The following is a 26484-nucleotide window of genomic DNA, read 5'->3' on the forward strand; positions in this document are numbered from 1 at the left end:
GGACGCGGAGGCGGTGAAGTAGCAGCCTCGGGGGCCATGGCTTTCGACCTGACAGTGCCCGTGGTCACGGAGGAGGTCATCTCCCTGGGCACGCTCATCGTGGACCTGGTGGGCGTGTTCGCGGGCTCGGTGCTGGGCGCGCTGCAGGCCGAGCGGCGGAAGATGGACCTGATGGGGTACCTGGTGCTGGGGCTCGTCTCCGGTATCGGCGGCGGCATCATCCGCGACACGCTGTTGCAGGCGGGGCCTCCGCTGGCGCTGGTGCGACCGGGGTATCTGTCCATGGCGTTGCTGGGCTCGCTCGCGGCCTTCCTCTTCGAGTTGCGACACGGGCCGGGCGTGAAGCTGCTCGCGACGCTGGACGCGCTGACGCTGGGCGCGTTCGCGGTGGCGGGGACGCAGCGGACGCTGGAGGTGGGGCTACACCCTGGCACGGCGTTGATGATGGGCGTCATCACCGCGGCCGGAGGGGGCATCGTCCGCGACGTGCTGACCCGGCAGACGCCGGCGCTGATGCGGGCCGTGCCGGGCTACTACGCGACGGCGGCGCTGGCGGCGAGCATCGTCTGCCTCGCGTTCTCCCAGGCGGGGCATCCGAAGCTGGCGCTGCTCGGGGGGATACTGGTGGGTGGAGCGCTGCGGCTCGTGTCGCTGCGCTTCGGCTGGAGGCTCCCCGTCAAGCGGGCGCGCCCGCCGAAGCCGCCGTCGCAGGAGCCCGGGAATCGCGAGGGGCCTCCTTGACCGCGTCTGGAGGCCCCATCTCCCGCCATTCAATCAGGGAGGGGCTCAATCTCGAGCTGCTGCTCGAGCTCCTTGACCGCGAGGTAGTCCCGCAGGACGACCTCACCCGACTCGTGGAGCAGCGCGACGAAGCCGAGTGACGTGAAGAGGTCCGAGGTCTCGGTCACCCGGTCCCCCGTCCGAACGCCAATCGCGGCGTCGTGGAAGGACGGCAGCTCGCGAATCCTGCCCAGGATTTCCGCATTCCGGACGACGCCCGAGCGACGGCAGATGAGGAAGACGATTCGCAGGCTCTTGTTGAGCCGGTACCGGTGGTTGATTTCAACCCCTCCCTCCTGGCCGGAGTAGAACCGAACCATCCGGTCGAGCTGGCTGTCCCCGGTACACAGACGGGCGAACCTGGGATGACCGGCGCCGTGCATCCTCGCCCCGGACTCGATGAGCTTGGGGCCGTCCTCGGTCATCATCACTTCGTTGTGGGCCGGGCCGAACTTGATGCCGAGCGCATCCAGGACGTTGAACGTATACATCACCAGCGATTCCTGCTCGGACGGTCTGAACTCCAGGAAGTCCATGTGGTCATACACAGCCACGTGCCGGTCTGTATGTATCTTGCTGTAACGGCAGATGTTGGTGACGGTGTGGACCCCGTGGTGGCTGAAGGTATCAACGACATACTCATCCCCCACGAGGAATTCCTGCACCAGGAGGGTGTCGTTGACCTGCTCCAGCTTGTTGCGGCGGCCGAGCAACTCCTGGAAGGTGGCACGCAGTTGCGCGCGTCCCCGCACCCGGCTGACGCTGTCCGTCCCCGCGCTCTTGGGCGGCTTCAGGATGAGTGGCGCATCCTCGAGTCCCTCGCGCTCCATCCAGGCCTCCACCTGGGCGAGGTCGTTCGTGTAGAGCTGCCGGGCGTGCGGAAGGTTCCGCCGCGCGACGGCATCTCCCATGTGTCCCTTGTGGCGTCGGGCCTGCGCGAGGCCCGGCTCGTTGGCGAGGTGGGGGCAGAGCCTGGCCGCGAGCTGGTCGGCGAGCTCGACACCACACTCCGTGCCAGGGATGACGAAGCGCGGAGAATACCGGCCGAGCTCCTCGACCAGCGCATCCAACGAGCCCTCGAACGCAATGACCTTCTCGAAGTCACCGGGGACGAAGGACTTCGCATAGACGGCGATGGGGACCTTCGTGCTCGTCACCGCGATGCAGCGAAGGCCACGCGCCAGGAACTCGGGAGCGAGCATGGCACCCGAGGAGTACGGGTCGACGATGACGGCCTGGCCCGTGAAGGGCTGTGGTTTCAGGCCCTCGACGGGTGACACGGCCGCGGCGCTCGGGTTCATGGCTCACCTGCCAGCAGGCGCCGGGTGGCCGCGCAGAACCGGTCGAAGGCGCTCGCGACCTCCGCGCACGCACTGCGGGCACGCAGGCACGCGTGAACCAGCCCGGGCTCGACGGCCAGCTCGACGGGGACGCCGGCCGCGCTCAGCCGCTCCGCGTAGAGCTCGCCGTCAATCCGGAGCGGGTCCATCTCCGCTCCCATGATGTACGCCGGAGGGAGTTGCGCGAAGTTGCCCGCCAGCAGCGGGGAGGCGTACGGGTGCTCGACCTCCATCGCGGGCCCCAGATACGTCCTCGTGAAGAAGCGCATCTCGCCATCCGACAGCAGCGGCAGGCCGGGCTCGGACGACGGGGGCTTGTCGGCCCAGCGGCGCAGGTCCAGGACCGGGCTGATCATCACCTGTGCCCGCAGTTTCGGACCGCCACGCTCCCGAACCATCATCGACAGCCCGACGGCGAAGTTGCCCCCGGAGCTGTCGCCTCCCACCCCGAGCCGCTGCGGGTCGATGTCGAAGCGCCCCGGATTCGCGGCGACGGCCAGGAGGGCCGCGTAGCAGTCCTCGAGTCCCGCCGGAAACGGGTGCTCGGGCGCCAGGCGGTAGTCCACGGCGATGACCGTCACGCCAGTCTTGGCGGCGACCTCCGCCATGATGGTGTCGTGGGTCTCCATCCCTCCGAGCGCGAAGCCGCCGCCGTGAAGGTAGAGCAGGCAGGGCTGTGGGCCCGGCCCTTCCGGGCGGTAGATGCGAATGGGTAGCTGCTGGGCCCCGGCCTGGAGCAGCTCGTCGCGGATGGCCAGCCGCGGAGGCCGGTCGTAGTGAAACTCACGGACGAGGTTGCCGTACAACTTCCGCTGCGACTCGACGGGCCGGGTGTAGAAGTCAGGCGGCATCACCGAGTCGAAACGCTGGATGAACTCGGCAAGGCCCGGAGCAAGCTTCAGGTTGTTGCTCGTGCTGGTCATGGTTTTCTCACTCGGCATGGGCCAGGGGCGCCACGGCCTCACAGGGCCTGGACGCACCGGCCAGGATTGTCTTCTTTTGCATGAGCACGGCCGCCTGCGTGTCCGGGAGGATGGCGACAGCGCCATCCCTTCTCAGGACCAGGGGGAGCGCGGTCTTCTGGAGGTGTCGGAGCGGAACCTTCCGGACATGCCAGGGGCAGTAGACCGCCTGCGTGCCGTCCTCCATCCGCCCCAGGTGCAGCGGCCCCCCTCGGTGGGGACAACTGCCATTGGCGAGCACCGTGGGCCCATCACCCGGGTCGAGCAGGAAGTAGCGCTCGGCTCCCACCTGCAGGAAGTTCACCTGCCGCGGGTCGAAGCTCACGACAAGCACTTGCGGTGGTCCCCAATGGAATAGATGCTGTAGACACATTCGTCCGAGTCGATGATGGCGCCATGCAATCTGTTGCGCTGAATCACCGTTCCCTCACCCGCGTTCAAGACGGTGTGACGGTCATGACCCACGACGAAGTGCATCACCCCTGAGTCGATGTGACAGAGCTCGTCTCCATCGTGGACATGGGTGACGGACAGCTCTCCCCGGGGCTCGGTGAACTGCTGCCGGGTGGGCTTGAGCTCGCCGCTGCGAATCTTCGCGTAGATGGCGGGGTGCAGCCCCTTGAACCGGCTCCCGCCGTCCGCCCAGCCGACCTGGTCGCAGAAGTCCGCTTCGGCCATCTGCCCCAGCACCTTGGCCTCTTCGATGCCGCGGACGATGTCCGGGATGATTCCCGCGCCATAGGTCTTCACGGCGGGCCGCACGATGCGGTCGAAGACCATCTGGCTGTGGTGATGGTCGATGTGGACGTGCTCCGTGAAGTACTGGGTCTCCGCCTTCGAGCCGAAGACGTCGCGCATCATCTCGGCCATCTGCCCGCACGAATAGATGAAGGCGGTCTCCGCCTGGAGGATGGCCCCCAGATAGCGGAAGAACTGCGAGTGGTCCCGGGAGAGCCAGTTGTAATAATTGTTAATCAGCAGCGAGGACGTCAGGTAGAACTGCCAGTACGCATGGGGCCTGGCGTCCAGCCCATGGGTCCGCAGCAGCTTCTGGAACAAGGTGCTGTGTTTCGTCTCATGGACGCCGTATCCATACTCATCAATGACAATCTTGAAGAGCTCGGACTGGACGGGCCCGTAGTGGCCGAGCACGTTCCTGGCCATGGCGGAGGCTTCGAGCAGGAAGTCTCCGGCGAGCTGGATGAGGAAGGTCCTGGCCGCATGCTCGCGGTTCGTGGAGCCCAGGATGGCGGACATCGCCTTGTTCTCGTTGGACTGGCGGAGCGATTTGACGAAGTCCTGGAAGTACGCGTCCAGTGAGTCCTCGGTCCACGGGCCCGAGACGGTGACCTCCTGGTCCAGGAAGCCGAAGATGTAGCGCTCCAGCCAGGAGCGGACGACGGTGCCCAGCGCGGTGGAGCGGCTCGAGTAGAACTCCGCGAAGTCGGCGCGCTTGGTCTCGAAGCCACTCTCGGGCAGGAGGAGGAAGTCCTGCTCGTAGGTGGTCAGCAGCGTCCGGTTCGCGGCCAGGCCCGTGTACGTGAGGCTCTCTGCCCGCCGGAGCGGCCTGGAGAAGTCCAGGTGCTTGAAGACATGGGGCCGCAGCGTGCGCCGGTAGGGGTTGTCGTGTGCGAGCCACTCCTCGGTGTCGACGAACAGGTTGCTCTCGCCATACTGGACGAGGCAGCGCTTGAAGAACTCGTAGTCCGACAGCTCGATGGCGGCGGGCGCTGACTTGATGGGCGCGTGTTTCATGGCGGAAGGATTCACGGGGCAAGAGAGAAATGGACACTCGTCGCGTCATGGGAGGCCTGCACCGTCACGGTGTGGCCTGCCTCGACGCGGACGGGGTGCTCGAAGCACTGGAAGGCCTGCATCCAGTGGCTGCGTGGGTTGTCAGGTGCGTTGGACAGGCGGATGCCAGCGCCCAGGTCGAGCTCGAACCAGAAGAGGACGCCGTGGATGGAGCCGCTCTTCTGAATCCTGACCGGCCTTTCGACGCTTCGCGGTTCGAGGGCGTCTGACTGGAAGTCGAACTCGAAGACGGTGTCGGCGTGGCTCAGGAAGGTGTGGCGCCACGTCTGGAGGCGGACCGGGAAGTACTCCTGCGTCGAGAACCGGTTGAACGAGCTGACGTCGAACCCGCTGGCCTCGAAGGTGCAATTGGTCCGATGGATGTCGCTGCTGTCGAGGAGCGAGAACAGCAGGCGCGCCCTCGCCGGAATGATGCGGGCGTCCTCCTTGAGCAGCCGGGTGCGCGCATGTTGGACGATGGGGATGATGCCCTCGCCCAGGAGGCCGCAGTCGAGGGTCTCCGTGACGAGGACATCGGCCGGGGAGGGCAGGTCCGGTCCGAGCTTCAAGTCGCTGGACGCCTTGGGGACGATGGAGATGCGCTCGGCCAGCCCGTTGGCCGCGACAATCTGCCGGGCGAGATAGGCAATGGGCTGGACCATCTCGCAGGACGTCACGTGCCGGGCTCCGGCACGGATGGCCATCATCGCCAGCAGGCCGGAGCCCGTGCCCACGTCCAGCACCGAGTCGCCGGGGCGGACCTGCGCCTCCAGCGCGGAACGGAAGGCCTGGTTCCGGTCACCGTCGTTCAGCATGGCGAAGTGCCACCGGGGAATCAGCTTGCGGTAGACACGATTGAGGTGGCGGTGCGCCTGTCCCGCTGGAAGTTGTTGCACCAGCTCCCGCTCGAAGGCCTCGAGGGAGTCATGGGCAGGTGGGATGTCGTCTTTCAATGGAGGGGATTGCATGACGAGCCTTCGTGGGGTGCCGGAGCGACCCATTCGAGAGATAGAGGTTCTGTCTTTGTCCGCGCTATCCGGACCTTGCTCACGGCGTGTCTGGCAATGTCACGACAGGGCGCGCAGGCGCACGGGCCAGGCTTGCGGGAGCAGCGCGAGGGCATTTCCGCCCAGCAACAGCACGAGCCCGCCAATCGCCGACGAGGACCACACGTAGCCCTCGAACAGCGTGGAGATGCCCAGGGCGACGACGGGGTAGAGCACGCTCACGTAGGCGGCCCGGTCCGCGCCCATCCGCTCCAGCAGGACGAGGTAGCAGGTGAAGATGACCGCGGTCCCGATGATGGCCAGGTAGAGCAGGGAGCCCACGTAGGGCAGGGAAGCGTCGAAGCCGAAGGTCCGCCCCGACAGCCAGACCGAGCTGATGGAGGCCGCGGCCCCATAGAGCATGGACAGGCCGGTGGTCTGCGCCACGGGCAGCCCGTGGCGGCGGTTGCGGACGGCGAGCATGTTGCCGGCCGCGACCAGCAGGGCCGCGAGCAGCGCCAGGGCGCCACCCTTGAGGTGGGCCCACGTGGTGTCGAAGCCCGTCACGTCGCCGCGGAACACGAATCCGAGTCCGGCGATGGCGAGCAGGGCGCCCAACAGGAGCCGTGGCTTGACGGGCTCGCGGAAGAAGAGCGAGAGCCCGGCGATGTTCAGCAGGACCACCGTGGAGAGGACGACGGCCACGAGCCCGGAGGGCAGGAGCCGGGTCGCGTTGTAGCCCGCCAGGCTGTTGAGGCAGAAGAGACAGAGCCCCTGCGCGGCGATGAAGACATGGTCCACCTGGCGGAAGCGCATGGGCAGCCCGCGCGCCTTGAGGATGGCGAGGAGCACGGCGCTCGCAATCACGAAGCGGTATGCAATGGAGGCCTCCACATCCACCACCCCCAACTGGAGTCGGGTCATGATCCACGTCGTGCCCCAGACGAGGACGACCAGGATGAAGAGGAAGGCATTCATCATGGGCGGCTCTCCCTCAAGGCCCGGTGCAGCACGGCGGGAGCCGGCGTGTCGGGGACCTCCTGGGGCACCTCCCCGAACCACGGCCTCCAGCCGGTGTTGGTGGTGGTGAGCGCGAGGAGCTGGAGCGGCTTGCCGAGCGCGACCGGAGCACGGATGGCGGAGTCCGCGGGGGGAGCTCCCTTCTCCAGCTCCGTCGGGTAGACACGCTGCAGGGCCTTCCAGATTCGCCGTTGGAACGCGGTGCTCAGGATGCAGGTGGGAAGCTCGGTGTCGGTGTGCGGGAAGCTCGCGATGCGGGTGACTCGCGCAACGAGGCCCTTCAGCTCTGCTTCCGCGTGGACGAGGACGGCGTTCGCGAAGCTCGCGGTGAGCCGCTCCAGCAGCCGGGCCGAGGAGTCTCCGAGGTCGACGGAGCACGTTCCCTTTTCCGTCATGGCCACCAGGAGCTGGCCGAACGGGGAGGTCATGGTTGTATAGCGGATGACCACACCGCTGCCGCCAGCCTTGAACTGCGCGGGTGTCATGCCGAGCTCGCGGGTGGCCTTTTCATAGATGCGGCTCGTCGAGGTGAAGCCCGCCTCGTAGATGGCCTCGATGATGGGCATTCCCTTCAGCAGTGACTCCTTGAACTTCTTGAGCTGGTACGTCGCCACGTACTCCTTCGGAGTGATTCCGACGTGCCGCTTGAAGAGGCGGTGGAAGTAGAACCGGCTGAGCCCCACGTGCTCCGCCAGGCGGTCCAGCGAAGGCGGCTCTTCGACCCGCTCGATGAGCGCGCACGCATCCCGGATGATGCTCCCGTACTTCTTGAGGGCGGCAGGCGCGGCCGGGTTGCAGCGAGTGCAGTGACGGAAGCCCGCCGCGACCGCTTCCCCAGCGCTCGTATTGACACAAACAAAATCGGAGCCGGCACGCGGGTCTCTCGTTACCGTCGCAGTCCACTTTTCTTCGTCGGTCGAGAAACAATGGGTTCCCAGGATGGTCATTGCCTAGCCGCGATGTGAGTGATTGCGGGGAGCTTCCGCTAGGTAGAAATCCAGGCTCTATCTGAATATTGCCCACGCGCTGTCACACCAGGCGGGTGAGACATGGGGGTGTGCCGAGGGCAAGAACCGGATAGCGCGCACGAGCTCCCGCACTTGATGATGCAGACATTTGCGAGAGATTCGGAGCAGGTGATGCGGGTGTGCAATGTGTCACACGTCGCCTGCTCAAATACAGACGCCTATCGGGGCTTCCTGTCCATGCGCATCAAGCTCAAGCGCAGCTACCGGTATGAGGAGATCTGCGCATCCTGTCAGCATGGGGAGTATCCCTTCTCCCGCATCTGTGCCGCGTCGGGGCGTGCCAACTACCTGCTCGGTGTTTCACAGGTGGGGCTCGCCGAGCTGGAGCAGGTCGCACGTGCGTATGAGACGGGCCTGGTGCTGATAGGGAGCCGCGTTTCCGGACCGCGCGTGCGTCAGCGGACCCTTCACCCGGTCCTGGAGGCCGCACTCCCCCTGCTGGAGCGACGGCGGGCGCCCTCCGCGGTCTTCCGGGGCGCGGAGGGGCTCGAGATAGACAAGACCGTCATCAAGGACTTCGGGACGGATGACCCGCGCTCCTCGGACTTGAGCGTCGTGCTCGTGCAGGCCCACTTCTCGGAGGAGCGGTTCTGCCAGGTGGCGACGGAGCTCGAGGAGCGGTTTGCCGCCATGGATTGGGGCTTCCCCGTTCACTTCTTTGGTGGCCTCAGAGGGGAGTACTTCCGCAACGAGGCCCACTTCCAGCGGCAGGGCGTGGCCTACCTGCGCTCCCAGCTTCCGCCCCAGGTCTGTTTTCCCGAGCAGGAGATATGTATTGCTTTGAAGGAGCTCTATTTCGCCATCAATTTGTCCGGCACTCGTTCCGGAGATCTTTCATGAGCTTCTTGGGCGTGTTGGGTACTACACCTCTTCGAACTTCGCGCCCGTCGCCCCAATGCGCTCCATGGCCGTCTTGATGTCCTCGGAGACGACCAGCGTTCCCGCCCAGCCTTCGAGACGGAAGACCTTGGCGGTTCCCACCTTCGACTTGTCGATGTGCAGGTCGTCCACGGCGTAGTACTTGCCGACCCTGTGAGGCAGCCCATCCTCGGGCTTCCAGAACTGCACCCTGGAAGCCTGCTCGTCAATGCAGCGGACAAGTCGTGTGGCCACGAGGATGAGGTACTGGTCCGGCTGACCCTGGATGTCGACGGGGATGAGTTGCACGTCGTCGGGCGCCAGTTCCGCGAAGATGGACGCCACCCGGATGTGGACGACAGGTACCTTCAGATTTGCTTCGGTGAAGTCGAGCGGCTTCCCCGCATGCTCGATGGGGAGTTTCAGGCGCCCCGTTACCTCGACCGCACGTCCCTTGTTGAACCGCCGTTCATCTTCCTCATGTCCCTGGTCGTCCGTCGGAGTGTCCAGGTGCCAGCGGCCCGGGACGGAGACGTCGTCAGAGAGCTGGAAGAAACGTTGCGGCATGGGACGGTATCTAGCGCGCCACGCGCTGGGTGACGAGTTGGTTGAGCTCCGTGCCTTGCGTGGCGATTTCCCGTGCCAACCGCTCGAGCGTGGCCTTCAGTGCGGCTCTGCACTCCACGATGCTGCTGCATTCCTCCGTCGCCTCATACAGACGCTTGTGTACGAGCTGGTGATACCGCTCCGAATGGGGGCCCTTATGGCCGAGGATGGGAATCTTGTTCTCCGCGTCCTCCATCGACATGCCACCCTTGGCGAAGAGCTTCCTGAAGCGTGGAGTCCATGGCCCGCCGCGCTGTGCTGAAACCTCGTTCTTGTTCGTGGCGATGTGATGGATCTGGACCTTGCCGCCTCCGCCTGTCCCCTGGGCGGCCATCGCAGTCGCCCCCGGTGCCAGGGCAATGGTCAATCCCTCACCCGAGAGTGCCACCGACTCGATCTGCGCTACCGCGGGGAGCCAGAGGCCGGCTTGTGACTCGGCTTGCACGGCAGCCTGAGCGGAGCCAGGCAGATTCGGCACTTTCGCGGCAAGTCCCGCTGCGGTGTTTCCGATGGCGGCGGTTGCCAGCATGGCGAAGGCTCGCGCCGCGTTCCTACCCATCACGTTGCCGTACCGCTCTCCTGCATGTCGCAGTTGGTCGAACGTTGTGGCCCGGTCTGCCTCTTCCACCATGTGCTTGAAGCCCGCGATGAGCCCCCAGAGCGTGTCGACGCCCAGGTAGATCATGAGAACCGCGGTCATCGTTGCCGCAATGCCTTTGGATACAGGCTCCGGCACCGTCCACAGCACGAGGTACATGGTCGCCGTCCACAGCGCCGCAGCCAGCATGGCCTGCGGATCTGCCATGTTCTTGAACGCCTCCATCATTTCGTCCTGGATGGAGGCCTGTGCGAAGGCCATGGCCAGTGCATAGCGGCCATCACCTGTGACGACCGGGCTCTCCACCAGCAGGCGCAGGCAGTCACCTTTCTTCCCGGCACGTTCGCACCAGCGGAGATAGGCACGCGTCAGCTCGACAGCCGGTGTGGGAAGCTCCTCATCCAGGTGCTCACCTGGTTTCACTGGGATGAGGCGGTGGCTGCGGGGCTCGTAGAGGTATGTGCCACTGCGCGCATCGACCTCGAAAAGTTGCATTGCTGCTTCTTGGGGCCGGGACGTAGGGCGCATCTGCCTCGCCAGTGAGGCCATGGCTTCATGGAACTCACTGCCATCGACGACCACGGGCCCTGCCTCGTCCCGCCTGGGGACATGGACGCGGGGCGCGCCATCACCCGTGTCCAACCGGACGAAGCGCGAACTGCTGCTGCATGCGGTTGCCATCAACAGGAAGGCGGCCATCGCTCGACGAGTCACCATGAGTCACTCCCTCCAGCGGGTTGTCGCCCTGGGAACGCGGTGTTACCCACTCCCCGTCTGACCGCAGCTGTGACGCAAGCGCCGCGGCGCGAGGGGCCCCGGTTGCTCTTGCCGCTATCGCGCCCTCTCACCCCACCTGCGGCGGCTTGAAACACAACCGCACCACGTCTCCACGCTTGAGCGGCGTGAGGTACTCCGGCAGCTCGCCCTGCACGCGGAAGGACTTCACGTAATAACTGCCGCCCTCCACCACCGGCAGCCCGTGCTCGGCGAGCCACACGCCGACCCAGGCGCGTCGCTCGGCATCCACTGCCTGCATCCGCTCCAGGTCCACCGCGAGGAACGCCCGTGCCGCCAGCGCATTGAAGAAGTACGTGTGCCAGTTCCACTGTGTCTCGAACCGTTTCCGGTACGGGTGGTCCTTGTGCACCAGCGCCACGCCGAGCTGCGACGCCGTCAGCCCGAAGCCCCGGCTGAAGCTGATGGACAGCACGGACTTCGGCAGCAGCGGCAACAACTGGCCGGCGACTTCCGTCCGCTCGCCGGCGGACAGCGTCGGGTAGAGGTTCAGGTTGAGCAGGCAGTGCGACGACGCCCCGAGGAAACCCAGCATCTCCTCCGTCACGCGCCCGTTGCGCACCGAGGGGATGCACAGGCACGCCAGCGCTCCGGGGGACTCCGCGTCCCAGCGGATGCCCTCCTGCTGCGTGCAACCCACCGAGAAGCCGTGCCAGTCCCCGGGATACAGGCGCACCGGCTCTCGCGCCGCGACGGCCTCGACCAGGTGGCTCATGAAGTCGCAGTCGCTGCCCGCCGCGAAGGCCACGTAGTCGTCGAACCGCCACACGCCGCCGCTCAGCGCGCTCAGGCGTGCCTTCACCTTCGGCACCAGCTCCTCGTGGAAGAAGCGCAGGCCTCGCGTGTAGTGCTGCGTCAGGTCGTCCGCCGTCAGCCCTTCCGCCGCGCGGCGATAGGCCTCCGCTCCCGCCACGTACCCCACGGGCAGCAGCGGGCGGAACGTCTCCACCAGGTCCGGAGTCACCGCCTTCGCTAGCTGCTCAGCCGATACAACAGGCTCCGCGAGTCCTCCAGTGACGCGTACACGCTCCCGTCCGACAACAGATTCAGCGAGCGGCACAGCCCGTTCTCCTGCTCCCACTGCGGCGTCGGCTCCCGGTAGTAACAAACCTGCACCTCCTCGAACCTGCGAATGACGGGGCCCCACGGCAGGCGGCCCACCACCTGTCCCTGGCCCTCGAAGACGTCCTCTTCCACCTGGTGCTCGCGCGCCCACTTGTCCGCCGGGGACTCGCGGAACACCGACTGCGCGTAGGCCACGTACGTGTGCTTGAAGGTGAACTCGCGCACCCCCAGCGGCGCCAGCGCGCGGATGTAGCGCCACGCGTCCTCCGGCCCGTCCACGTGCCCTCTCGCCATGACACAGGTGGCGCGGACCTTGAGCGGCCTCGCGGCCTCCAGGAAGTCAGCGCGCAGCGGGGCCTGTTTCCCCATCAGCGCCCGGTTGTCCGCGTCGTCCACCGCGTGCCGGGACCAGCAGACGTAGGACAGGCCCGCGTCCGCCAGTTCCTCCGCCAGCGCGCGGGTGAGGAACGTGCCGTTGGTGAAGAGGGCGACCTCGCTGAAGAAGCGGCGGCCCTCGCGCACGAGGTGCACCACCGTCTCCGGACGCAGCAGTGGCTCACCACCTCCGGTGATGACCAGGCGCGTGGCCCCGCGCTCGCGCGCGTCGCGGTAGTAGCGCGCCACGTCCAGGTGCAGGAGGTCCGACGTCTCGTGCTTCAGCGCGCTGATGGAAGAGCGCGAGAAGCAGAACGGGCAGCGCAGGTTGCACGCGAGCCGCACCGGCAGCACGCTGCACGTCAGCGCGCGGCAGGCCTCCCAGGGGACGAGGGCGGGCAGGGGCTTCGCGGCGCTCATGGCGTCGTGCCTCCTTCCACGATTCGCGCCAGCTCCAACCGTGGCAGGGCCTCCTTCAGCAGCGCGCGACGCTCCCTCGGCAGGTGGTGCCACGCGGCGCACAGGTCATTCTCCTCCACGCCCAGCCGTGCCAGCTCCTCGCGTGCCCGCAGGCGCTCGTCGCGCAGGTGCGACTGGAGCGCCCGCCGCAGCGGCTCGGCGCTTGCCTCCGTCGCCTCCAGTTCCGCCACCAGCCCATCTAGCGCATTCAGCGCCCCGGCCACCTGCTCGTCGTATTCCCTACCGCCGAGCGCCTCGCGCAGCTCCGCCGCGTCCGACACCTCGCGCGCCAGCGGCTCCACCGACTCCAGCGGAAGGGTGCCCGGGCAGTACGCCACCGTGGACAGGTCCACCGGCCGCGTGGCCCTCGCCACGAACACGCCGGGCACTCCCGAGCGCCACGGCTGCACCTGCAGCGGTCGCAGGAAGACGAGCCGGCCGGTGTTCTCGTAGTCGGTATACGGCTCGCGGAAGTCCACCGTGCGCATGTAGAGGAGCGGCGTGAGCGGACCCGCCAGTCTCGGCAGCGTGCCCCGGAGATGCCGCCGCAGCGCCACCGGGCCCAAATCCCGATACAGCACCGGGCACGGCTCGTCCGGCCGCAGCGCCGTCAGCGGCGCGCCGGTGTGGAACTGGTAGCGGCGCAGGTCCTCGGCCGGGTACGCCGTGCCGGCGCTCGCGGGCGTCTCGAGCATGGCTACCACTTCCCCCGGGGCGAGAGCTTCGCGTCCTGTGCCTCGCGCAGCTTCTTCAGCTTCTCCTGCCGCGCCTCCGCCGCCTTCTTCGCCCGCTCCGCCTCCGCCAGCAGCTTCGCGTAGTCCAGCCGCGCCAGCCGCTCCGCGCTCTGCTCGTCCGTCTCTCCCTGGAAGCCCGCGCCCAGGGATGCGGCCCACCGGCGCGCCAGCTCCTCCAGCCGCAGTGGGCTCTGTCCGAGCAGCTCCAGCGTCAGCAGCCGCGCCTGCCGCGCGAAGTCCGCGAAGCCTTCGCGCACCTGCTTCTCCACACCGCGCGCCTTCGCCAGCGACGCCACCGCCGTGCCCACCGGAGCCTCCTCCAGCGCGGAAGTCACCAGCGCCAGCCTTCGCCAGCCCTCGGCGTCCAGGCCTTCGCACAGCGTGAGGAAGGACTCCGGCGGCAGCGGCTCCAGCCCGTGGTCCCTCTGGAAGTCCGCGAGCCGGGCACGCATGAGCACCGGCTCCACGTCCTTGCGCTCCAGCGCGGGGCGGCGCCGCGTCAGCGCTTCGCACAGCGGGGCCAGGTCCAGCAGCGGCCGCTCGTCGGGGCCGGCGGGCGTGCCGCTCTTGCGGCCGAACAGGCGCTCAAGGCGCGACATGGCGTTCCTCCTGGAAGAGGGCGTGCGCGAGCGCGGCCGCCACCTTCGGGAAATGCTCCAGCTCCATCACCTCGGCCACGCGCGCGCCCTGCTTCCGGTAGCGCGACACCCGCTCGGGGTCGGGGTGGTGCAGCAGCAGGACGAGCGGCGCGGAGGCGTCCGCGGCCTCGGCGAAGATTCGCGCGTGGCTCGCGTCCTCGTCGTGGTTGGTGTCGAAGTCCCGGTCGGTGATGACGACGCGGGTGGGCTGACGACCGCGCTGCTCGCGCACCGAGTCCGCCAGTCGCGCGAAGGGAAAGCGCGTCCCCCCGCCGATGTAGTGCATGAGGAAGCGCGACATCTCCAGCTCGGAGCGGCACCACGTCCAGTACGCCACGAAGTCCGTCGAGTAGAGCAGCGCCCGCACCCAGCCGCCCGCGCGCACCGCCCCCACGCAGAGAATCTGCGCGGCCAGCGTCATCGCGTTGAGCGTGGCGCGCGGGTCCGGCATGGAGCCCGAGACGTCCAGGTAGATTTCCACGCGCGGCTGCCACAGCGGTACGTCCATGCCCTCGTAGTCCGCGATGCGCTCGCGCTTGAGTGGCATCACCGCGCCCAGCCTGTCTCCCCGGAGCGCCAGGGTGGCCAGCCAGTCCACGGTGGGCAGCGCGTCTCCCAGCTCCCACTCCTCCAGCGTGGTGGGCACCACCGCCTCGCCCAGGTGCAGCCGGTCCGGAGGGCGCAGCAGGTGGCGCTCCGCCTCCTGCCGGTAGTACGCCGCCATGACCTCCGGCACCGCCTCCGCGTCCGCCGTCCCCTGGCCGGGCAGCGAGGCGATGCGCCGCTCGCGGCACTTGTCGCCCACGAGCCGGTCCGCGTTCTCCTTGTCCAGCCACCCTTCCGCGAGCGCGCGGCGCACGGCCTCCTTCTCCCGCGCCCCCGGGGTGAGCGCCTCCGCCCAGTCCTCCGGGCGCGGCGCGTCCTTGCAGCAGGCCTGCGGGTCCGTGCTCTCTGGCAGCTCCCCCTTCATCGGCTGCACGTAGCGGGTGCAGATGGAGAGGAAGTAGAGGAACTGCGTGTAGACGTTGGGGCCCAGGTGGAAGAGGTTCTGCGCCATCAGCTGCGCGTCCGCGCGCGCGTCGGGGAACTGCTTCGAGAAGGCAGCGGACTCCCGCCCCATCAGGTGCCCCGGCTCCAGGCGCCACAGCTCCTCGTAGACGGAGAGGTAGAAGAAGAAGGCCGGGTCCTGCTTCCAGCGGTAGTCCTTCTGGAAGGCGCGGTAGATGGCGATGAGCTGCGGGCGGAGCGTCTCGTCCGCGCCGAGCTGCTCGTTGATGAGCAAATCGCAGAAGACGTTGATGAGCGAGTAGTCCCCCAGCGGCAGCAGCGTCTTCTCCATCATCCGCATGCGCGCGGAGACGCCCAGGCTGCCCGGGTAGCGCACGTGGTGCCCCACCTCGTGCGCGAGCACCGCCTCCAGGCTGTCCAGCAGGTGCCGCTCGCGCAGCTCGCGGGCGTTGAACCAGACCTGCCGACTGATGAGGTTGATGTGCGCCAGCGCGCAGCCCTGCTTCGCCGCGCGCGGCTCGCCGAGCAGCAGGAAGTGGGACCAGTGCCCCTGCGCGCGCCGCCAGCACACGTCCACCTGTTGCTGGAGCTCCGGCTCCAGCGCCTCGTGCACGGGCGTCTGCTGGAGGGCCGCGTCCGTCATGGCGTGTCCAGCACCCACAGCCGTTGCGAGTCCACCGCGCTGGCCACCACGTACCCGCTGCGCGCGGCGAGCGTCTGGTGGGGCGTGCCCAGCAGCGGCAGCGTGGCCACCCGCTTGTTCACCCGCACCGCGCCCGGCCTCAGCTCCAGTGTCGGCGGCGTCCCCTCCGTCCAGGTGCCCAGGCACGGCAGGAGTCCGAGGAAGCGCGCCTTTCCCTCGGGCGCGAGGAAGAGGCCGACCTTCACGTCCTCCGCGCGGCGGTCGTGCACGCACAGGACGGAGGGCGCCGCGAGGTGCATGTCCCCGGGGAGGAACTCGTCCATCACCTTGCGCGTGTCGAGCATCGCCAGCGTGAAGGGGCCGGAGAACGTGGACTCCCGCGACGGCGCGAGGGCCGGGGCCAGCGTGGTGGCGAGGAACTCGTCCAGCTTCTCCAGCGCGGGCGCCTCCGCCGCCGCCGAGGCGACATAGCGGTTGAGCCACGGGGGCTGCGCGGCCAGGCCCTCGCACAGGTTCCACGTGCGCGCGAGCAGCGCCACGGCCTGCTCCGCGGGGTACGCGGGGAGCTGCGCGGGCGCGAGCTGCAAGAGGCAGCGCCCCATCAGCGTCACCGACTCCGGCACGCGGCCCCGGCCGGTGAGGAGGTAGCGCGCGCTGGCGCGGTCCACCTGGCCCAGGCCCACCGCCTCGGCGGCGAGCTTCAGCCACGCGCCCGCCACCGCGTCCCGGCGCGGCTCGGCGTGGAGCGCGGCCCGCAGCGCCGCGGCGGCGTCATGGACGAGCGTCTCGAAGAGCTCCGCGTCCCAGTCCGAGTGCCGGCGCGGGCCCTGGGTGGCCAGCTCGCGCACGCGTGCGTCCCAGGCGTCGCTCATGCGCCCTCCGTCCTGCCACGCCGCTCCAGGCCGCGCAGGTACGCGCCGTAGCGGCCGTGCAGATTCTTGAGGAGGACGAGGTCCTCGTGCACGGGGCCGTTGAGCTCCTGCTTCTGGAGCACCTTCTCCATCACCTGCTGGATGTCGCTCATCCTCCGACGGACCTCGCCCGCGTCGAGTCCGGCCGGGCCCGCCTCGGCCTGGGCCTTCAGCTTCGCCACCGGCTCGCGCACCTTCGCATAGGCGGCCTGCTGCACCACGGCCGCGTCGAAGAGCTGGCGCACCCAGCCGATGCGGTCGAGCAGGTGCACCGCGTGCTCGGGCTTCTGGAAGAAGGCGCTCTGCGGGTTGGGCTTGAGCTTCTCGTGCAGCGCCCAGGGGAGCACCTGGCGCAGGTCCTCCACGGTGACTTCGGTCGAGCCGCGGAAGTACGCCAGCGCCTTGGTGAAGAGCAGCACCGCCTGGTACGCGCGGGCGGAGACGCCGTTCTCCGTCTGCGTGCAGAGGTTGACGCTCTTGTCGAGCGGACAGTCCTCCGTGCACACGTGCGCCACGCGGCGGCCGGCGAGGTGCAGCGTGTCCTTCAGCATGTACTCGAGCTGCCCGGACGCGCGCTGGCAGAATTCGAGCTGCCCGGCGAAGAAGCCCAGCAGCTCCAGCACCGTGGGTGGCACTGGCACGGCGCGCACCTCGTGCTCCAGCGCGTCCAGTTCCTCGGAGGTGAAGACGAGGTCCGCGGGGACGAACTGGCCCGGCACCGTGCCCTCGGCCACGCGTTTCGCGAGCGTCTCCAGGTGGTGCGAGTGGAAGGGCATGCTGCGCACCACGAGGTCGATGCGGTCCTTCAGCGCCTCGATGACGGGGAAGGTGCCGCCACCCTGGTCGTCGTTGGCGGTGAGGAACCACGCGGAGCGGCCGCACTCCACCACCTGCTCGAACATCTCCGCGTAGCCCTCCGCCATGAGGGACAGGAGCGCGGACTGCGTCTTGGTGGGGATGCGGTTGTACTCGTCGACAATCTTCACGCGCTGGGTGAGCCAGCGGCGCCAGGCGACGCGGATGTGGCTGGCGTCCTCGGCGCGGATGAGCTCACTGGGCAGCGGGCTGCCGAGCAGATCCGTCAGTGTGAGCTGTGGGTGGCCGTGCTGCACGCTGCGGCGCACCTCGTCCGGTGCGCCTCCGGCGATGAGGGCCACCAGCGTGGCCATGGTCGTCTTTCCGCGCCCGGGCGCGCCGACGAAGAGCAGGCGCTGCGAGGTGGCGAGGTTGAGCAGCGGCAGGAGCACGTAGGCGGAGTAGCCCACCGGGCCCAATTCCACGCGGGTGCCCGCGCCGGTGAGGACGACGGGGTCACCGAACTGCACGTCCTGGTACGGGCTGACGAGCGCCTGGGTGGCAATCCACGTGTACGCGCGCCGGAGCTTGGCGGCGAGGGCGGACACCGTGCGGGGCGCGAGCCGGAGCTCCAGGTCCGGACCGAGGGTGGCACGACCCTGGAGCCACGAGGCGACGAGCTGGGAGGATTCCATGCGGGACGCGCGCGAGTAGAGCACGCGTCCCAGGGGTGGAACCAGATGGCCTCCCCGCCCCATGGGGTGGGCTGCACCCGGCGTGCGGGTGCGTGGGGCGGGGGGCCGCCGGAGCTCACGGCTCCGTGAAGATCTCCGCGGAGGAGTACCACTCGGGCTCCTCCTGGCTGGTGCCGCCCACGACGAGCACCCCGCCCGAGGGCAGCAGCGTCGCCGTGTGGCCGGTGGTGGCCGCATCCGATCCCACGACGTACAGGGACCAGGAGTCGGGGTCGAACAGCTCCGCGCTGCCGCCAATCTGGTTGCGCGTGCCGCGCGCGACGAGCACCTGGCCCGAGGGCAGCAGCGTCAGCGAGTGGCCCCGGCGGCGCGCCTCGTTGGCGTAGGAGACGTACTCCCAATAGTCGTCCTCCGGGAAGTACAGCCACGCGCCGCTGTCGTACCAGTACTGCTCCTGGCCCGTGGCCAGCACCAGGCCCGAGTCCAGCCGCACCGCCGCGTGTCCAGAGAACGCCGGCGGGTCCGACACGCGCGTCCAGGTGCCGGTGGACGGGGTGTAGACCTCGGCGGCGGCCACCACGCCGTCGTCATTGATGGCGAGCACGCGCCCGTCCTCGAGCAGCGTGGCGGTGACGGTGCCCGCCGCCGTCGACAGCGAGCCCGTGGCCGTCCACCGGCCCGTGGACGGGTTGTAGAGCTCCGCGCTGCGCAGCGCGCTGTTGTACGCGGTGGTGCCGAAGCCGCCGACGACGAGCACCTGACCCGAGAGCAGCAACACCGCCTTGTGGTTGCGGCGCGCCGTCACCATGGCGCCCGTGGCGGTGAAGGTGTTGGTGGTGGCGTTGTACAGCTCCGCGCTCGCGTGGACGGTGGTGCTGGTACTACCGCCGACGACGAGCACCCGGCCCGAGGGCAGCCGCGTGGCGGTGTGGCCCGAGCGGGCCACGCCCAGGTTCGTGGAAGGCGCCCACGTGTTGGTGGCGGGGTCATACGTCTCGGTGGTGGCTGTCACGCCGCCCGAGCTGGCGCCGCCGGTGACGAGCACCTTGCCCGACGGCAGCAGCGTGGCCGTGTGCGAGTAGCGATACCGGCTCATCGACGCGGCCTGGGTCCACGGCGAGATGAGGCTTGCCTGGGGAGCCGGCGTCTCGGGCAGTCCCGAAGCCGCGGCCAGCGTGCTCCACAGTCCGAGCCAGAGCCACGTCTTCGTTGCGAATCCTCGTGTCATACGGTCCTCGTGGTTTGGGGAGGCCGCATTGTGAAGGGAAGGACCGACGCAGCGCGCACACTTCACGTCAACACCACGTGACGGTGTGGGTGTCATGTGTCGTATTTGCACTTCTATTGCATTTGTGGCGCTGGGAGCGGATGCGCGCAGCGGTTGCGCCCGGGGACCGGGGACGGCGCAGGGGTTGCGCGCGTCCGGTGTCCCTCCCGAGGGACGGGGGCCGGTACGGGCTTTGCTCCTGGAGAGGGCGTGCGTGCCCAAGCGCCAGGAAGTTCCACCTCGCCGCCTCGCCGTGGAGTTCGTCGTCGAAGCGGACGAGGAGGAGAGGGCGCAGCAGGCACGCCCCGGGGCGCCCCTTCCCCCCCCGCCACGCGCGGATGCGCAACGTGGCGGGCGGGGTGCCCCGGGTGATTCTTCCCCGTCCGGGAACAGGCCCCATGGAGGGCTCTTGGGAATTGAGTTCTCCTCACCCGGTTCCCAAACCCATGTCACGTGAAGGCTTGGGGAAGCTGAAGCGTGGGCGTGGGGCCCGACCCGGAGCGGGGAGCGGTGGCGCGAGCGCCGGCCTTCATCGGCCTCGCGCCGCCGTGGCAGTCTGTGCCGGTGAGCGAACCCCTCTTCGATGACCTGCTCGGCCTCGCGTGCTTCGCGCGCGTCGTGGAGCACCGCTCCTTCACCCAGGCGGCCACGGCGCTCGGGGTGTCGAAGTCCGTGGTCAGCGCACGCGTGGCCCGGCTGGAGTCCCGAGTCGGCGAGCGGCTGCTCATCCGCACCACGCGCAAGCTCACCGTCACCGACGCGGGCCTGGGCGTGTATGCGCACTGCGCGCGGATGCTCCAGGAGGCAGGGGCCGCCACGCGCGGTGCGTCCGATGCGGGCCGGGGGACCTTGCGCCTCAACGTGCCCGTCAGCTTCGCGCAGCTGTACCTCGCCGCGCCGCTGGCCCGGTTCCTCGCCGCGCACCCGGACACCACCGTGGACGTCGTGCTGAGCGACAGGCTCGTGGACCTCGTGGAGGAGCGCGTGGACGTGGCCCTCCGGATTACCCGCCTGCGCGACTCCAGCCTCGTGGCCCGCAAGCTGGCCACCACGTCGCTGCACGTGTGCGCGGCGCCTGAGTACCTGAAGCGGCGGGGGACTCCCGAGCGGCCCGAGGACCTCATCCACCACGACTGCCTGCGCTACACGCACCTGCGCACCGAGGACGAGTGGCGCTTCTATGGCCCGGAAGGGCGCATCCGCGTGCCCGTGTCCGGCTCGCTGGCCACGGGCAACGGCACCATGCTCCGCGAGGCCTCGGCCCAGGGCATCGGGCTCGCCATGCTGCCGCGCTTCATGGTGGACGAGGACCTGCGCTCCGGCCGGCTCGTCACCGTGCTCGACGACTTCGCGCCCCGGCCCCTGGGCATCTACGCCGTCCATGCGTCCGGCCGGACTCCCGCCCCGCGCCTGCGGGCCCTGCTCGATGTGCTGGCCGCGGAGTTCCGCTCCCCACGGTGGGGATGATTGTTCTGCTGGGAGAACGATTCGTTCGCGAGCCGCCCCTTCCGGCGCGGTGGTGAGGACGGCATTCCATGGAGCGTCCGAGGGGAATTCGTCCCCTCTCGCTTCGAGGAGTCGCCGTCATGAGCCGCATCGAGTCCTTCCTGTCCTCTGCTTCCGCTCGCGACGCGGGCGCCACCGTGCTCCGTGTCGCCCTGGGCGCGGTGTTCCTCGCGCACGCGGGTGCCAAGGCGTTCATCTTCACCTTCGCGGGCACGGCGCAGTTCTTCGAGGCCCACGGCTTCCCCGGGTGGACCGCGTGGCCCGTGTTCCTGGCGGAGCTGCTCGGCGGGCTGGCGCTGGTGGCCGGGTTCCGCACACGCCTCGTGGCGCTCGGGCTGGTGCCGGTGATGCTCGGCGCGCTCAAGCCTCATGTCGCCAACGGGTGGATGTTCACCAACACTGGTGGCGGCTGGGAGTACGTCGCGTTCCTCATCCTCGCGCTGGTGACGCAGGCGCTGATTGGCAGCGGGGCGTTCGCGTTCGACGGCGCGCGGGCGCGGCGCACGGCTCCGTCCGGCCGCACGGCGAGCGTGGTGGGGTGAGGGACGCTCATCCCGGAGGGCACGGGCGCGCAGGCTTGGGGCCCACCGGGGCATGGACAGACGTCGCGGCCCCGTCACCGCGTCGCCCCGCGGACAACGCACATGCACTCCTGGCCTTCAAACGAGGAGTCCTGCTTGCGGGCGCGCCGGGTTCCATTGAGGATGCCGGCGGGGCCGCCAAGCAAAGCAGGGATGCAGATGCGTAAACTGACAATGTTGCTGCTCTGGGCCGCATGGCTGGGCTGCAGTTCGGGTGGGGCGGACTCCAAGGAAGGCACGCCACAGGATGCGGGGCCGGACGACGTGACGGTGGCGGAGTGCGTGGCGTCCGAGATGCCCACCTGCTGCCGGGAGTGCTCGGACATCCTCACGCAGCCTGTGTGCACCGACGGGAGCTGGAGCTGCCCGGCGGGCTCGACGGACGAACGGCAGTGTCCGAGCAGTCCGGACCAGCTTGCGTGCTCGCCGCCCATCCATCCGCAGGCGACGTATACGTATCCGGGCTGCGCCAACGAGGACTACCACTGCCCGCGCCTGAAGACGGCGTACTGCGCGCTGGAGAGCCTCCGCGCGGAGCACGCCGCGTGCGAGCAGGACGAGGACTGCGTGGCGGCCACCCTCGACGGCCGTTGCACGGGTTCCGGGACGTGCCCGCCGCCCATGGTGAACACCGCCGGCCGCGCGGACTTCGAGACCCGGGCCGCCGCGGAAGTGGCTCGCTACTGCACCGGGTCCCCCATCTGCGTCAGCAGTGGCTCGTGCGCCTATCCGTCCTTCGTCCCCCGCTGCCGGCAGGGACGCTGCGTGGCGGAGGTGCCCTGAGCTTCGCCTCCGTGAAGGTCTATCTGTTTCGTGCCTTCATCTTGATGCGAACGTGATGGAACCGTGAGGAAGGGACGGGCGCGGCGTGGGACAGTCCTCCCATGCTCGCGCTCTTCCCAATGGGGGTCGGGAGGCGGTCTCGCGGGCACTGCTGTCTCATGACAGTGCCCGCGCCGCGCCCCAGGACCTTGGAGCTGGGGCCTGCTGGCCAGGCAGGCCCTGGACGTGAGCAGCAGTGCCCGCGTGTCCCGTCAGGCGGCTCTCCCGATTTCACCGTCAATGACAGACACGCACGCGGGCCGTGAGTCCCCCGCCCAGGGTATCCCTTCTGAACTTCGACGGCCGGGTGACCCGCCGCGCCGCGGATGGGCGTGAGCTGTGGGGCCATACCCCGGAGGGCTCGTTCCCGTTCACGCAGGGCCTCGCGGTGAGCGCCAGCGGGCACGTCTACGCGCTGGTGAGCCTGGGCTCCCCCGAGACCACGCGGCAGCTCGAGCTCATCTCGCTCACGCCCGAGGGGACCGAGCGCTGGAGCGTGCTCTTCAGTGATGGCGATTTCAATTACTCCTCTGGCCTGGGGGTGGACCCCGAGGGGCGGGTCTACGTGTCCGGCACCGCGTACACGCGCGGTGGGACGCCCGAGCAGCACATCTTCCTGAAGAGCTACCACCAGAAGTTCACCACCGAGGGCTCTCGGGTGTGGGCGACGGCCAGCTCCTGGTACGACTTCGCCGTCAGCCCCACGGGGGAGACGAGCTCCTTTACCTCCATCAGCCTTTCGGCTCCGGGGGGCTTCACGCACCACTGGGTGGGAACGGATGGGAATGTGCAGTGGAGCGCCTCGTCCTCGAGCGGGCCGGGCGTCGTCCTCGCGCAGACCTTCTCGTCCACGGGCGCGCTGCTCATCGGCGGGTATGAGGCGATTGCCAACAGCTCCAATGCGGGCAGGGGCTGGTTCTCGTTGATGAACCTGCAGACGCGGACCCCAGGCCCCGTCACCCATGTCAGCATGTCCGGAGGCGCCGGGACGCGGGTCACCCGGCTCGCCTTCACCTCCACCGGGAACGTCGTGGTGAGCGGTGGCGGCAACCCGGGGACCACCGGGGGCTTCGTCCGCGTGTACGACGCCCGCATGCTCTCGGGCAACTGAGGCTCAGGGCGCCGCGGACCACGCCTCCACCTGCGCCGCGCGCGCCCGCTCCAGCTCCGTGCCCACCTTCACCGGGTACGGTGGCCTCGCGGGCGCCAGCGCGCGCACCTCGCGCGGGAGCCGTGACACCTCCCGCCTCGCGCGGGCCCGCACGTCCGCCAGCGGCGGGGAGGCTCCGGGCAGCCGCTTCCCCGCGCGCATCACCGGACGGAGCAGCGGCCTTCCCTGCACCACGTCTCCGCGCCGGGTGAGGACATCCCCGCGCGCCACGCCGTCCTTCTCCTGCCGGTACACCTGCTTCGCGCCCGGCAGGAGCACCTTCCCCTCGGACAGCTTCACGCGCTCGCGGCCCGCGTACTCCACCAGCTTGTACGCCATGTCCAGCGAGGGCGCGTCCGCGGACACGCCCATCGCCGTCCCCACTCCGAAGGTGTCGATGGGCGCGCCGTGCGCGACGAGCCTCGCGACAGCGTCCTCGTCCAGCCCGCCGCTGGCGACGAGCCGCACCGCGTGCAGCCCCGCCTCGTCCAGCATCTCCCGCGCCGCGCGCGACAGCGCCAGCAGGTCACCCGAGTCCAGCCGCAGCGCGCGCACCTGGAAGTCCTCGCCCCGCTCGCGCGCCAGGCGGATGGCGTGCTGCACCCCATGCAGCGTGTCGTAGGTGTCCACCAGCAGCGTCGCGTCCGGGTACACGCGCGTGAAGGCGCGGAAGGCCTCCAACTCGTCGTCGTGCGCCTGCACGTAGCTGTGCGCCATGGTGCCCGCCACTGGAATGCCGTAACGCTTCCCCGCGAGCACGTTGGACGTGGAGTCCACCCCCGCGACGTACGCGGCGCGCGCCACCTTCAGCCCCGCGTCCGCGCCGTGGATGCGCCGCAGGCCGAACTCCATCACCGGGCGCCCCGCCGCCGCCTCCACCACCCGCGTCGCCTTGGACGCCGCGAGCGTTTGGAGATGCACCTGGTTGAGCAGGTACGTCTCCACCAGTTGCGCCTCCGGCAGCGGCGCGCGCACCTCCAGCAGCGGCTCCTGGGCGAACACCGGCGTGCCCTCCGGCACCGCGTCCACGTCCCCGCTGAAGCGGAAGCGCTCCAGCCAGCCGAGCAGCCGGTCCGAGAAGCGCCCCAGCGAGGCCATCCAGTCCAGGTCCTCCGCGCGGAAGCGCAGGCGCTCCAGCACGTCGAGCGCGTCCTCCAGCCCCGCCGCGAGCAGGTAGTTGCGGTGCTCCGGGAGGCGCCGGACGAAGAGGCTGAACACCGCCTCGTCCCACAGCCCCTCGTCGAGGTACGCCTCCGCCATCGTCAACTGGTAGAGGTCCGTCAACAGCGCGGCGCCATCCTCCATGACGTGCCTCCTTGCACGCGGTGGCTCAAGCGGTGGCGTTCGCGCCGCCCTGTGCCACCGACGTCATCACCCACCGCTCCAGCTCCGCGCGGGGCATCACCCCGCTGCGCCGCGCCACCTCGCGCCCGCCCGCGAACACCACGAAGGTGGGGATGCCCTGCACCCGCAGCGTGCTGGCCGCGTGGGGGTGTTGCTCGGTGTTCAGCTTCAGCACCAGCAGCCGTCCCGCCTGCGCCCGTCCCACCGCTTCCACGATGGGGCTCGCGGCGCGGCACGGCGCGCACCAGGGGGCCCACAAGTCGAGCAGCACCGGCACCGGGGAGCCGAGGACGGCGCGGTCCAGCCCCTCGCCATCCACCTCCTGCGGGGCGCCGGTGACGTCCAGCGCGGAGTGACAGCGGCCGCACTCGGGCGAGCCCGGCGGACGGGGCTCGCGCACACGGTTGAACGCTCCACAGGCCTTACAGCGGAACATGGCTCCTCCGGTCGCGAACTCTTCCCACCAAGGTAGGCCTCGGCCCCTCCGCGCGCCCTGAAATGCGAAGTCGCAAGCTCGCTGCCGAGCCAACCGCCGCTCGCCTGGCGCGCAGCTTTTGCCGCGTCGCCCCGGTGTGCGCAGCTTTTGCGCGGCCCGTGCGGGTACGGCGGGGCCGGTGACTGGAGCGGGCCTTGCACTGACACCCGGGCGGATACGGCGGGCATGCAGTCCAGCCGGGCAGGGGAGCAGACATGCGGCTGGCCGTCTTCGACACCCATCGTTATGACCGTGAGGCACTTGAGAAGACCAACGCGCACTTCGGTCATGCGCTCACCTTCTTCGAGCCGCGCCTGACGTTGCAGACGGCGAAGCTGGCGGATGGCTTTCCCGCGGTGTGCTCCTTCGTCAACGACAAGGTGGACGCAGCCACGCTGGCAGCGCTGCATGGGGGCGGGGTGCGGCTCGTGGCGGCGCGCTCGGCGGGCTACAACCACGTGGACCTGGAGGCGGCGCAGCGGCTGGATATTCGCGTGACGCGCGTGCCGGAGTACTCACCGCACGCGGTGGCCGAGCATGCGGTGGCGCTGGTGCTCTCCCTCAACCGCCACATCCCCCGCGCCTTCGCGCGCGTGCGCGACTGGAACTTCTCCCTCGACGGATTGGTGGGCTTCGACCTCGCCGGCAAGACGGTGGGCGTGGTGGGCACGGGCCGCATCGGCCGCGTGGCGGTTCGCATCTTCCGGGGCTTCGGCTGCAAGGTGCTCTGCTACGACGTGGCGCCCGACGCCGACTTCGAGCGCGAGGCGGGCGTGGCCTTCGTCCCGCTGGACGTGTTGTTCGCCGAGTCGGACGTCATCTCCCTCCACGTGCCGCTCACACCGGGCACGCGCCACATGGTGGACGCGGCGGCTTTGGCGCGGATGAAGAAGGGTGTGTTGCTCATCAACACCGGCCGCGGCGCGCTCATCGACAGCCGGGCCCTGCTCGACGCGCTGAAGGCAGGACGCATCGGCGGCGCGGGGCTGGACGTGTACGAGGAGGAGGAGGGCATCTTCTTCCAGGACCTCTCCGGGCAGGTGCTGCAGGACGACGTGCTGGCGCGGCTGCTCACCTTCCCCAACGTCCTCGTCACCTCGCACCAGGCCTTCCTCACCCACGAGGCCCTGGCCAACATCGCCGAGACGACACTGGCCAGCGTGATGGCCTTCGAGCAGGGTGAGCCCCTGGTGAACGAGGTGCGCGCCGAGCAGGTGCTTCGCGCGCCGCCCGCCGCGAAGTAAGCACT

The 26484-nt window shown here is 69.2% G+C and carries 26 protein-coding genes; 7 read left to right on the forward strand and 19 right to left on the reverse strand.

Features of this window, described 5'->3' with window-relative positions; genetic code table 11:
• Positions 1-36 precede the first annotated feature (36 nt).
• Entirely contained in the window at positions 37-741 is a 705-nt protein-coding gene (locus OV427_RS23080) for a trimeric intracellular cation channel family protein (protein WP_267858309.1), read from the forward strand.
• A gap of 29 nt (positions 742-770) precedes the next feature.
• On the opposite strand, the gene OV427_RS23085 is transcribed toward OV427_RS23080, so the two are convergent.
• From OV427_RS23085 to OV427_RS23115, 7 genes are all read right to left on the reverse strand, one after another.
• Positions 771-2081: an ATP-grasp domain-containing protein gene (locus OV427_RS23085; RefSeq protein WP_267858310.1), complete on the reverse strand. Its 1311-nt coding sequence runs from the start codon at positions 2079-2081 to the stop codon at positions 771-773.
• Positions 2078-3043, reverse strand: a complete 966-nt coding sequence (locus OV427_RS23090) for an alpha/beta hydrolase (RefSeq protein ID WP_267858311.1) — start codon at positions 3041-3043, stop codon at positions 2078-2080. Before OV427_RS23090 ends, OV427_RS23085 begins: the two co-directional genes overlap by 4 nt.
• Before the next feature lie 7 nt (positions 3044-3050).
• Positions 3051-3407 (reverse strand): Rieske (2Fe-2S) protein, encoded by a 357-nt coding sequence (locus OV427_RS23095; RefSeq protein WP_267858312.1) that lies wholly within the window; start codon positions 3405-3407, stop codon positions 3051-3053.
• Complete coding sequence (locus OV427_RS23100; protein WP_267858313.1) at positions 3404-4837, reverse strand: iron-containing redox enzyme family protein; 1434 nt, start codon at positions 4835-4837, stop codon at positions 3404-3406. Before OV427_RS23100 ends, OV427_RS23095 begins: the two co-directional genes overlap by 4 nt.
• A gap of 11 nt (positions 4838-4848) precedes the next feature.
• Positions 4849-5844, reverse strand: a complete 996-nt coding sequence (locus OV427_RS23105; protein WP_267858314.1) for a 50S ribosomal protein L11 methyltransferase — start codon at positions 5842-5844, stop codon at positions 4849-4851.
• Positions 5845-5943: 99 nt separating this feature from the next.
• Positions 5944-6843 (reverse strand): DMT family transporter, encoded by a 900-nt coding sequence (locus OV427_RS23110; RefSeq protein WP_267858315.1) that lies wholly within the window; start codon positions 6841-6843, stop codon positions 5944-5946.
• Complete coding sequence (locus tag OV427_RS23115; protein WP_267858316.1) at positions 6840-7829, reverse strand: bifunctional transcriptional activator/DNA repair enzyme AdaA; 990 nt, start codon at positions 7827-7829, stop codon at positions 6840-6842. The genes OV427_RS23110 and OV427_RS23115 overlap by 4 nt, the downstream gene beginning before the upstream one ends.
• A gap of 156 nt (positions 7830-7985) precedes the next feature.
• Between OV427_RS23115 and OV427_RS23120 the strand changes: the two genes are divergently transcribed.
• Entirely contained in the window at positions 7986-8750 is a 765-nt protein-coding gene (locus tag OV427_RS23120) for a hypothetical protein (protein WP_267858317.1), read from the forward strand.
• Between the two features lie 21 nt (positions 8751-8771).
• Here OV427_RS23120 and OV427_RS23125 read toward each other — a convergent pair whose 3' ends face one another.
• The 10 genes from OV427_RS23125 to OV427_RS23170 form a co-directional block, all read right to left on the reverse strand.
• The gene (locus tag OV427_RS23125; protein WP_267858318.1) at positions 8772-9335 is read right to left on the reverse strand and encodes an imm11 family protein; all 564 of its coding nucleotides are present in this window, start codon (positions 9333-9335) and stop codon (positions 8772-8774) included.
• A gap of 10 nt (positions 9336-9345) precedes the next feature.
• Positions 9346-10689: an AHH domain-containing protein gene (locus OV427_RS23130; RefSeq protein ID WP_267858319.1), complete on the reverse strand. Its 1344-nt coding sequence runs from the start codon at positions 10687-10689 to the stop codon at positions 9346-9348.
• 127 nt (positions 10690-10816) lie between these two features.
• Positions 10817-11731, reverse strand: a complete 915-nt coding sequence (locus tag OV427_RS23135) for a hypothetical protein (protein WP_267858320.1) — start codon at positions 11729-11731, stop codon at positions 10817-10819.
• Positions 11732-11739: 8 nt separating this feature from the next.
• On the reverse strand, positions 11740-12627 hold the full coding sequence (locus tag OV427_RS23140; RefSeq protein ID WP_267858321.1) for a radical SAM protein: 888 nt from the start codon (positions 12625-12627) through the stop codon (positions 11740-11742).
• Positions 12624-13361: a hypothetical protein gene (locus OV427_RS23145; protein WP_267858322.1), complete on the reverse strand. Its 738-nt coding sequence runs from the start codon at positions 13359-13361 to the stop codon at positions 12624-12626. The genes OV427_RS23140 and OV427_RS23145 overlap by 4 nt, the downstream gene beginning before the upstream one ends.
• Before the next feature lie 2 nt (positions 13362-13363).
• Complete coding sequence (locus OV427_RS23150; RefSeq protein WP_267858323.1) at positions 13364-13999, reverse strand: hypothetical protein; 636 nt, start codon at positions 13997-13999, stop codon at positions 13364-13366.
• Positions 13986-15689 (reverse strand): hypothetical protein, encoded by a 1704-nt coding sequence (locus OV427_RS23155; protein WP_267858324.1) that lies wholly within the window; start codon positions 15687-15689, stop codon positions 13986-13988. The genes OV427_RS23150 and OV427_RS23155 overlap by 14 nt, the downstream gene beginning before the upstream one ends.
• A complete protein-coding gene (locus OV427_RS23160; protein ID WP_267858325.1) occupies positions 15686-16561 on the reverse strand; it encodes a hypothetical protein in 876 nt (291 codons plus the stop codon). The genes OV427_RS23155 and OV427_RS23160 overlap by 4 nt, the downstream gene beginning before the upstream one ends.
• On the reverse strand, positions 16558-18090 hold the full coding sequence (locus OV427_RS23165) for an AAA family ATPase (RefSeq protein WP_267858326.1): 1533 nt from the start codon (positions 18088-18090) through the stop codon (positions 16558-16560). Before OV427_RS23165 ends, OV427_RS23160 begins: the two co-directional genes overlap by 4 nt.
• Before the next feature lie 115 nt (positions 18091-18205).
• Positions 18206-19318 carry a Kelch repeat-containing protein gene (locus OV427_RS23170; protein WP_267858327.1) on the reverse strand — a complete coding sequence of 371 codons (1113 nt, stop codon included), beginning with the start codon at positions 19316-19318 and terminating at the stop codon, positions 18206-18208.
• A 516-nt stretch (positions 19319-19834) separates the two neighbouring features.
• Between OV427_RS23170 and OV427_RS23175 the strand changes: the two genes are divergently transcribed.
• From OV427_RS23175 to OV427_RS23190, 4 genes are all read left to right on the forward strand, one after another.
• Positions 19835-20824, forward strand: a complete 990-nt coding sequence (locus OV427_RS23175) for a LysR family transcriptional regulator (protein WP_267858328.1) — start codon at positions 19835-19837, stop codon at positions 20822-20824.
• Positions 20825-20943: 119 nt separating this feature from the next.
• A complete protein-coding gene (locus OV427_RS23180; RefSeq protein WP_267858329.1) occupies positions 20944-21405 on the forward strand; it encodes a DoxX family protein in 462 nt (153 codons plus the stop codon).
• 198 nt (positions 21406-21603) lie between these two features.
• Positions 21604-22227 (forward strand): hypothetical protein, encoded by a 624-nt coding sequence (locus tag OV427_RS23185; RefSeq protein WP_267858330.1) that lies wholly within the window; start codon positions 21604-21606, stop codon positions 22225-22227.
• Between the two features lie 346 nt (positions 22228-22573).
• Complete coding sequence (locus tag OV427_RS23190; RefSeq protein ID WP_267858331.1) at positions 22574-23377, forward strand: hypothetical protein; 804 nt, start codon at positions 22574-22576, stop codon at positions 23375-23377.
• A gap of 3 nt (positions 23378-23380) precedes the next feature.
• Here the strand turns inward: OV427_RS23190 and OV427_RS23195 are convergent, their stop codons facing one another.
• Both OV427_RS23195 and OV427_RS23200 read right to left on the reverse strand, forming a co-directional pair.
• Positions 23381-24721, reverse strand: coding sequence for a nicotinate phosphoribosyltransferase (locus tag OV427_RS23195; protein ID WP_267858332.1), 1341 nt, complete (start codon positions 24719-24721; stop codon positions 23381-23383).
• A gap of 25 nt (positions 24722-24746) precedes the next feature.
• Complete coding sequence (locus OV427_RS23200; protein ID WP_267858333.1) at positions 24747-25196, reverse strand: thioredoxin family protein; 450 nt, start codon at positions 25194-25196, stop codon at positions 24747-24749.
• Between the two features lie 254 nt (positions 25197-25450).
• Here OV427_RS23200 and OV427_RS23205 point away from each other — a divergent pair, with 254 nt between their 5' ends.
• Complete coding sequence (locus tag OV427_RS23205; protein WP_267858334.1) at positions 25451-26479, forward strand: 2-hydroxyacid dehydrogenase; 1029 nt, start codon at positions 25451-25453, stop codon at positions 26477-26479.
• Positions 26480-26484 lie beyond the last annotated feature (5 nt).

The organism is Pyxidicoccus sp. MSG2, assembly GCF_026626705.1.
GTDB lineage: Bacteria > Myxococcota > Myxococcia > Myxococcales > Myxococcaceae > Myxococcus.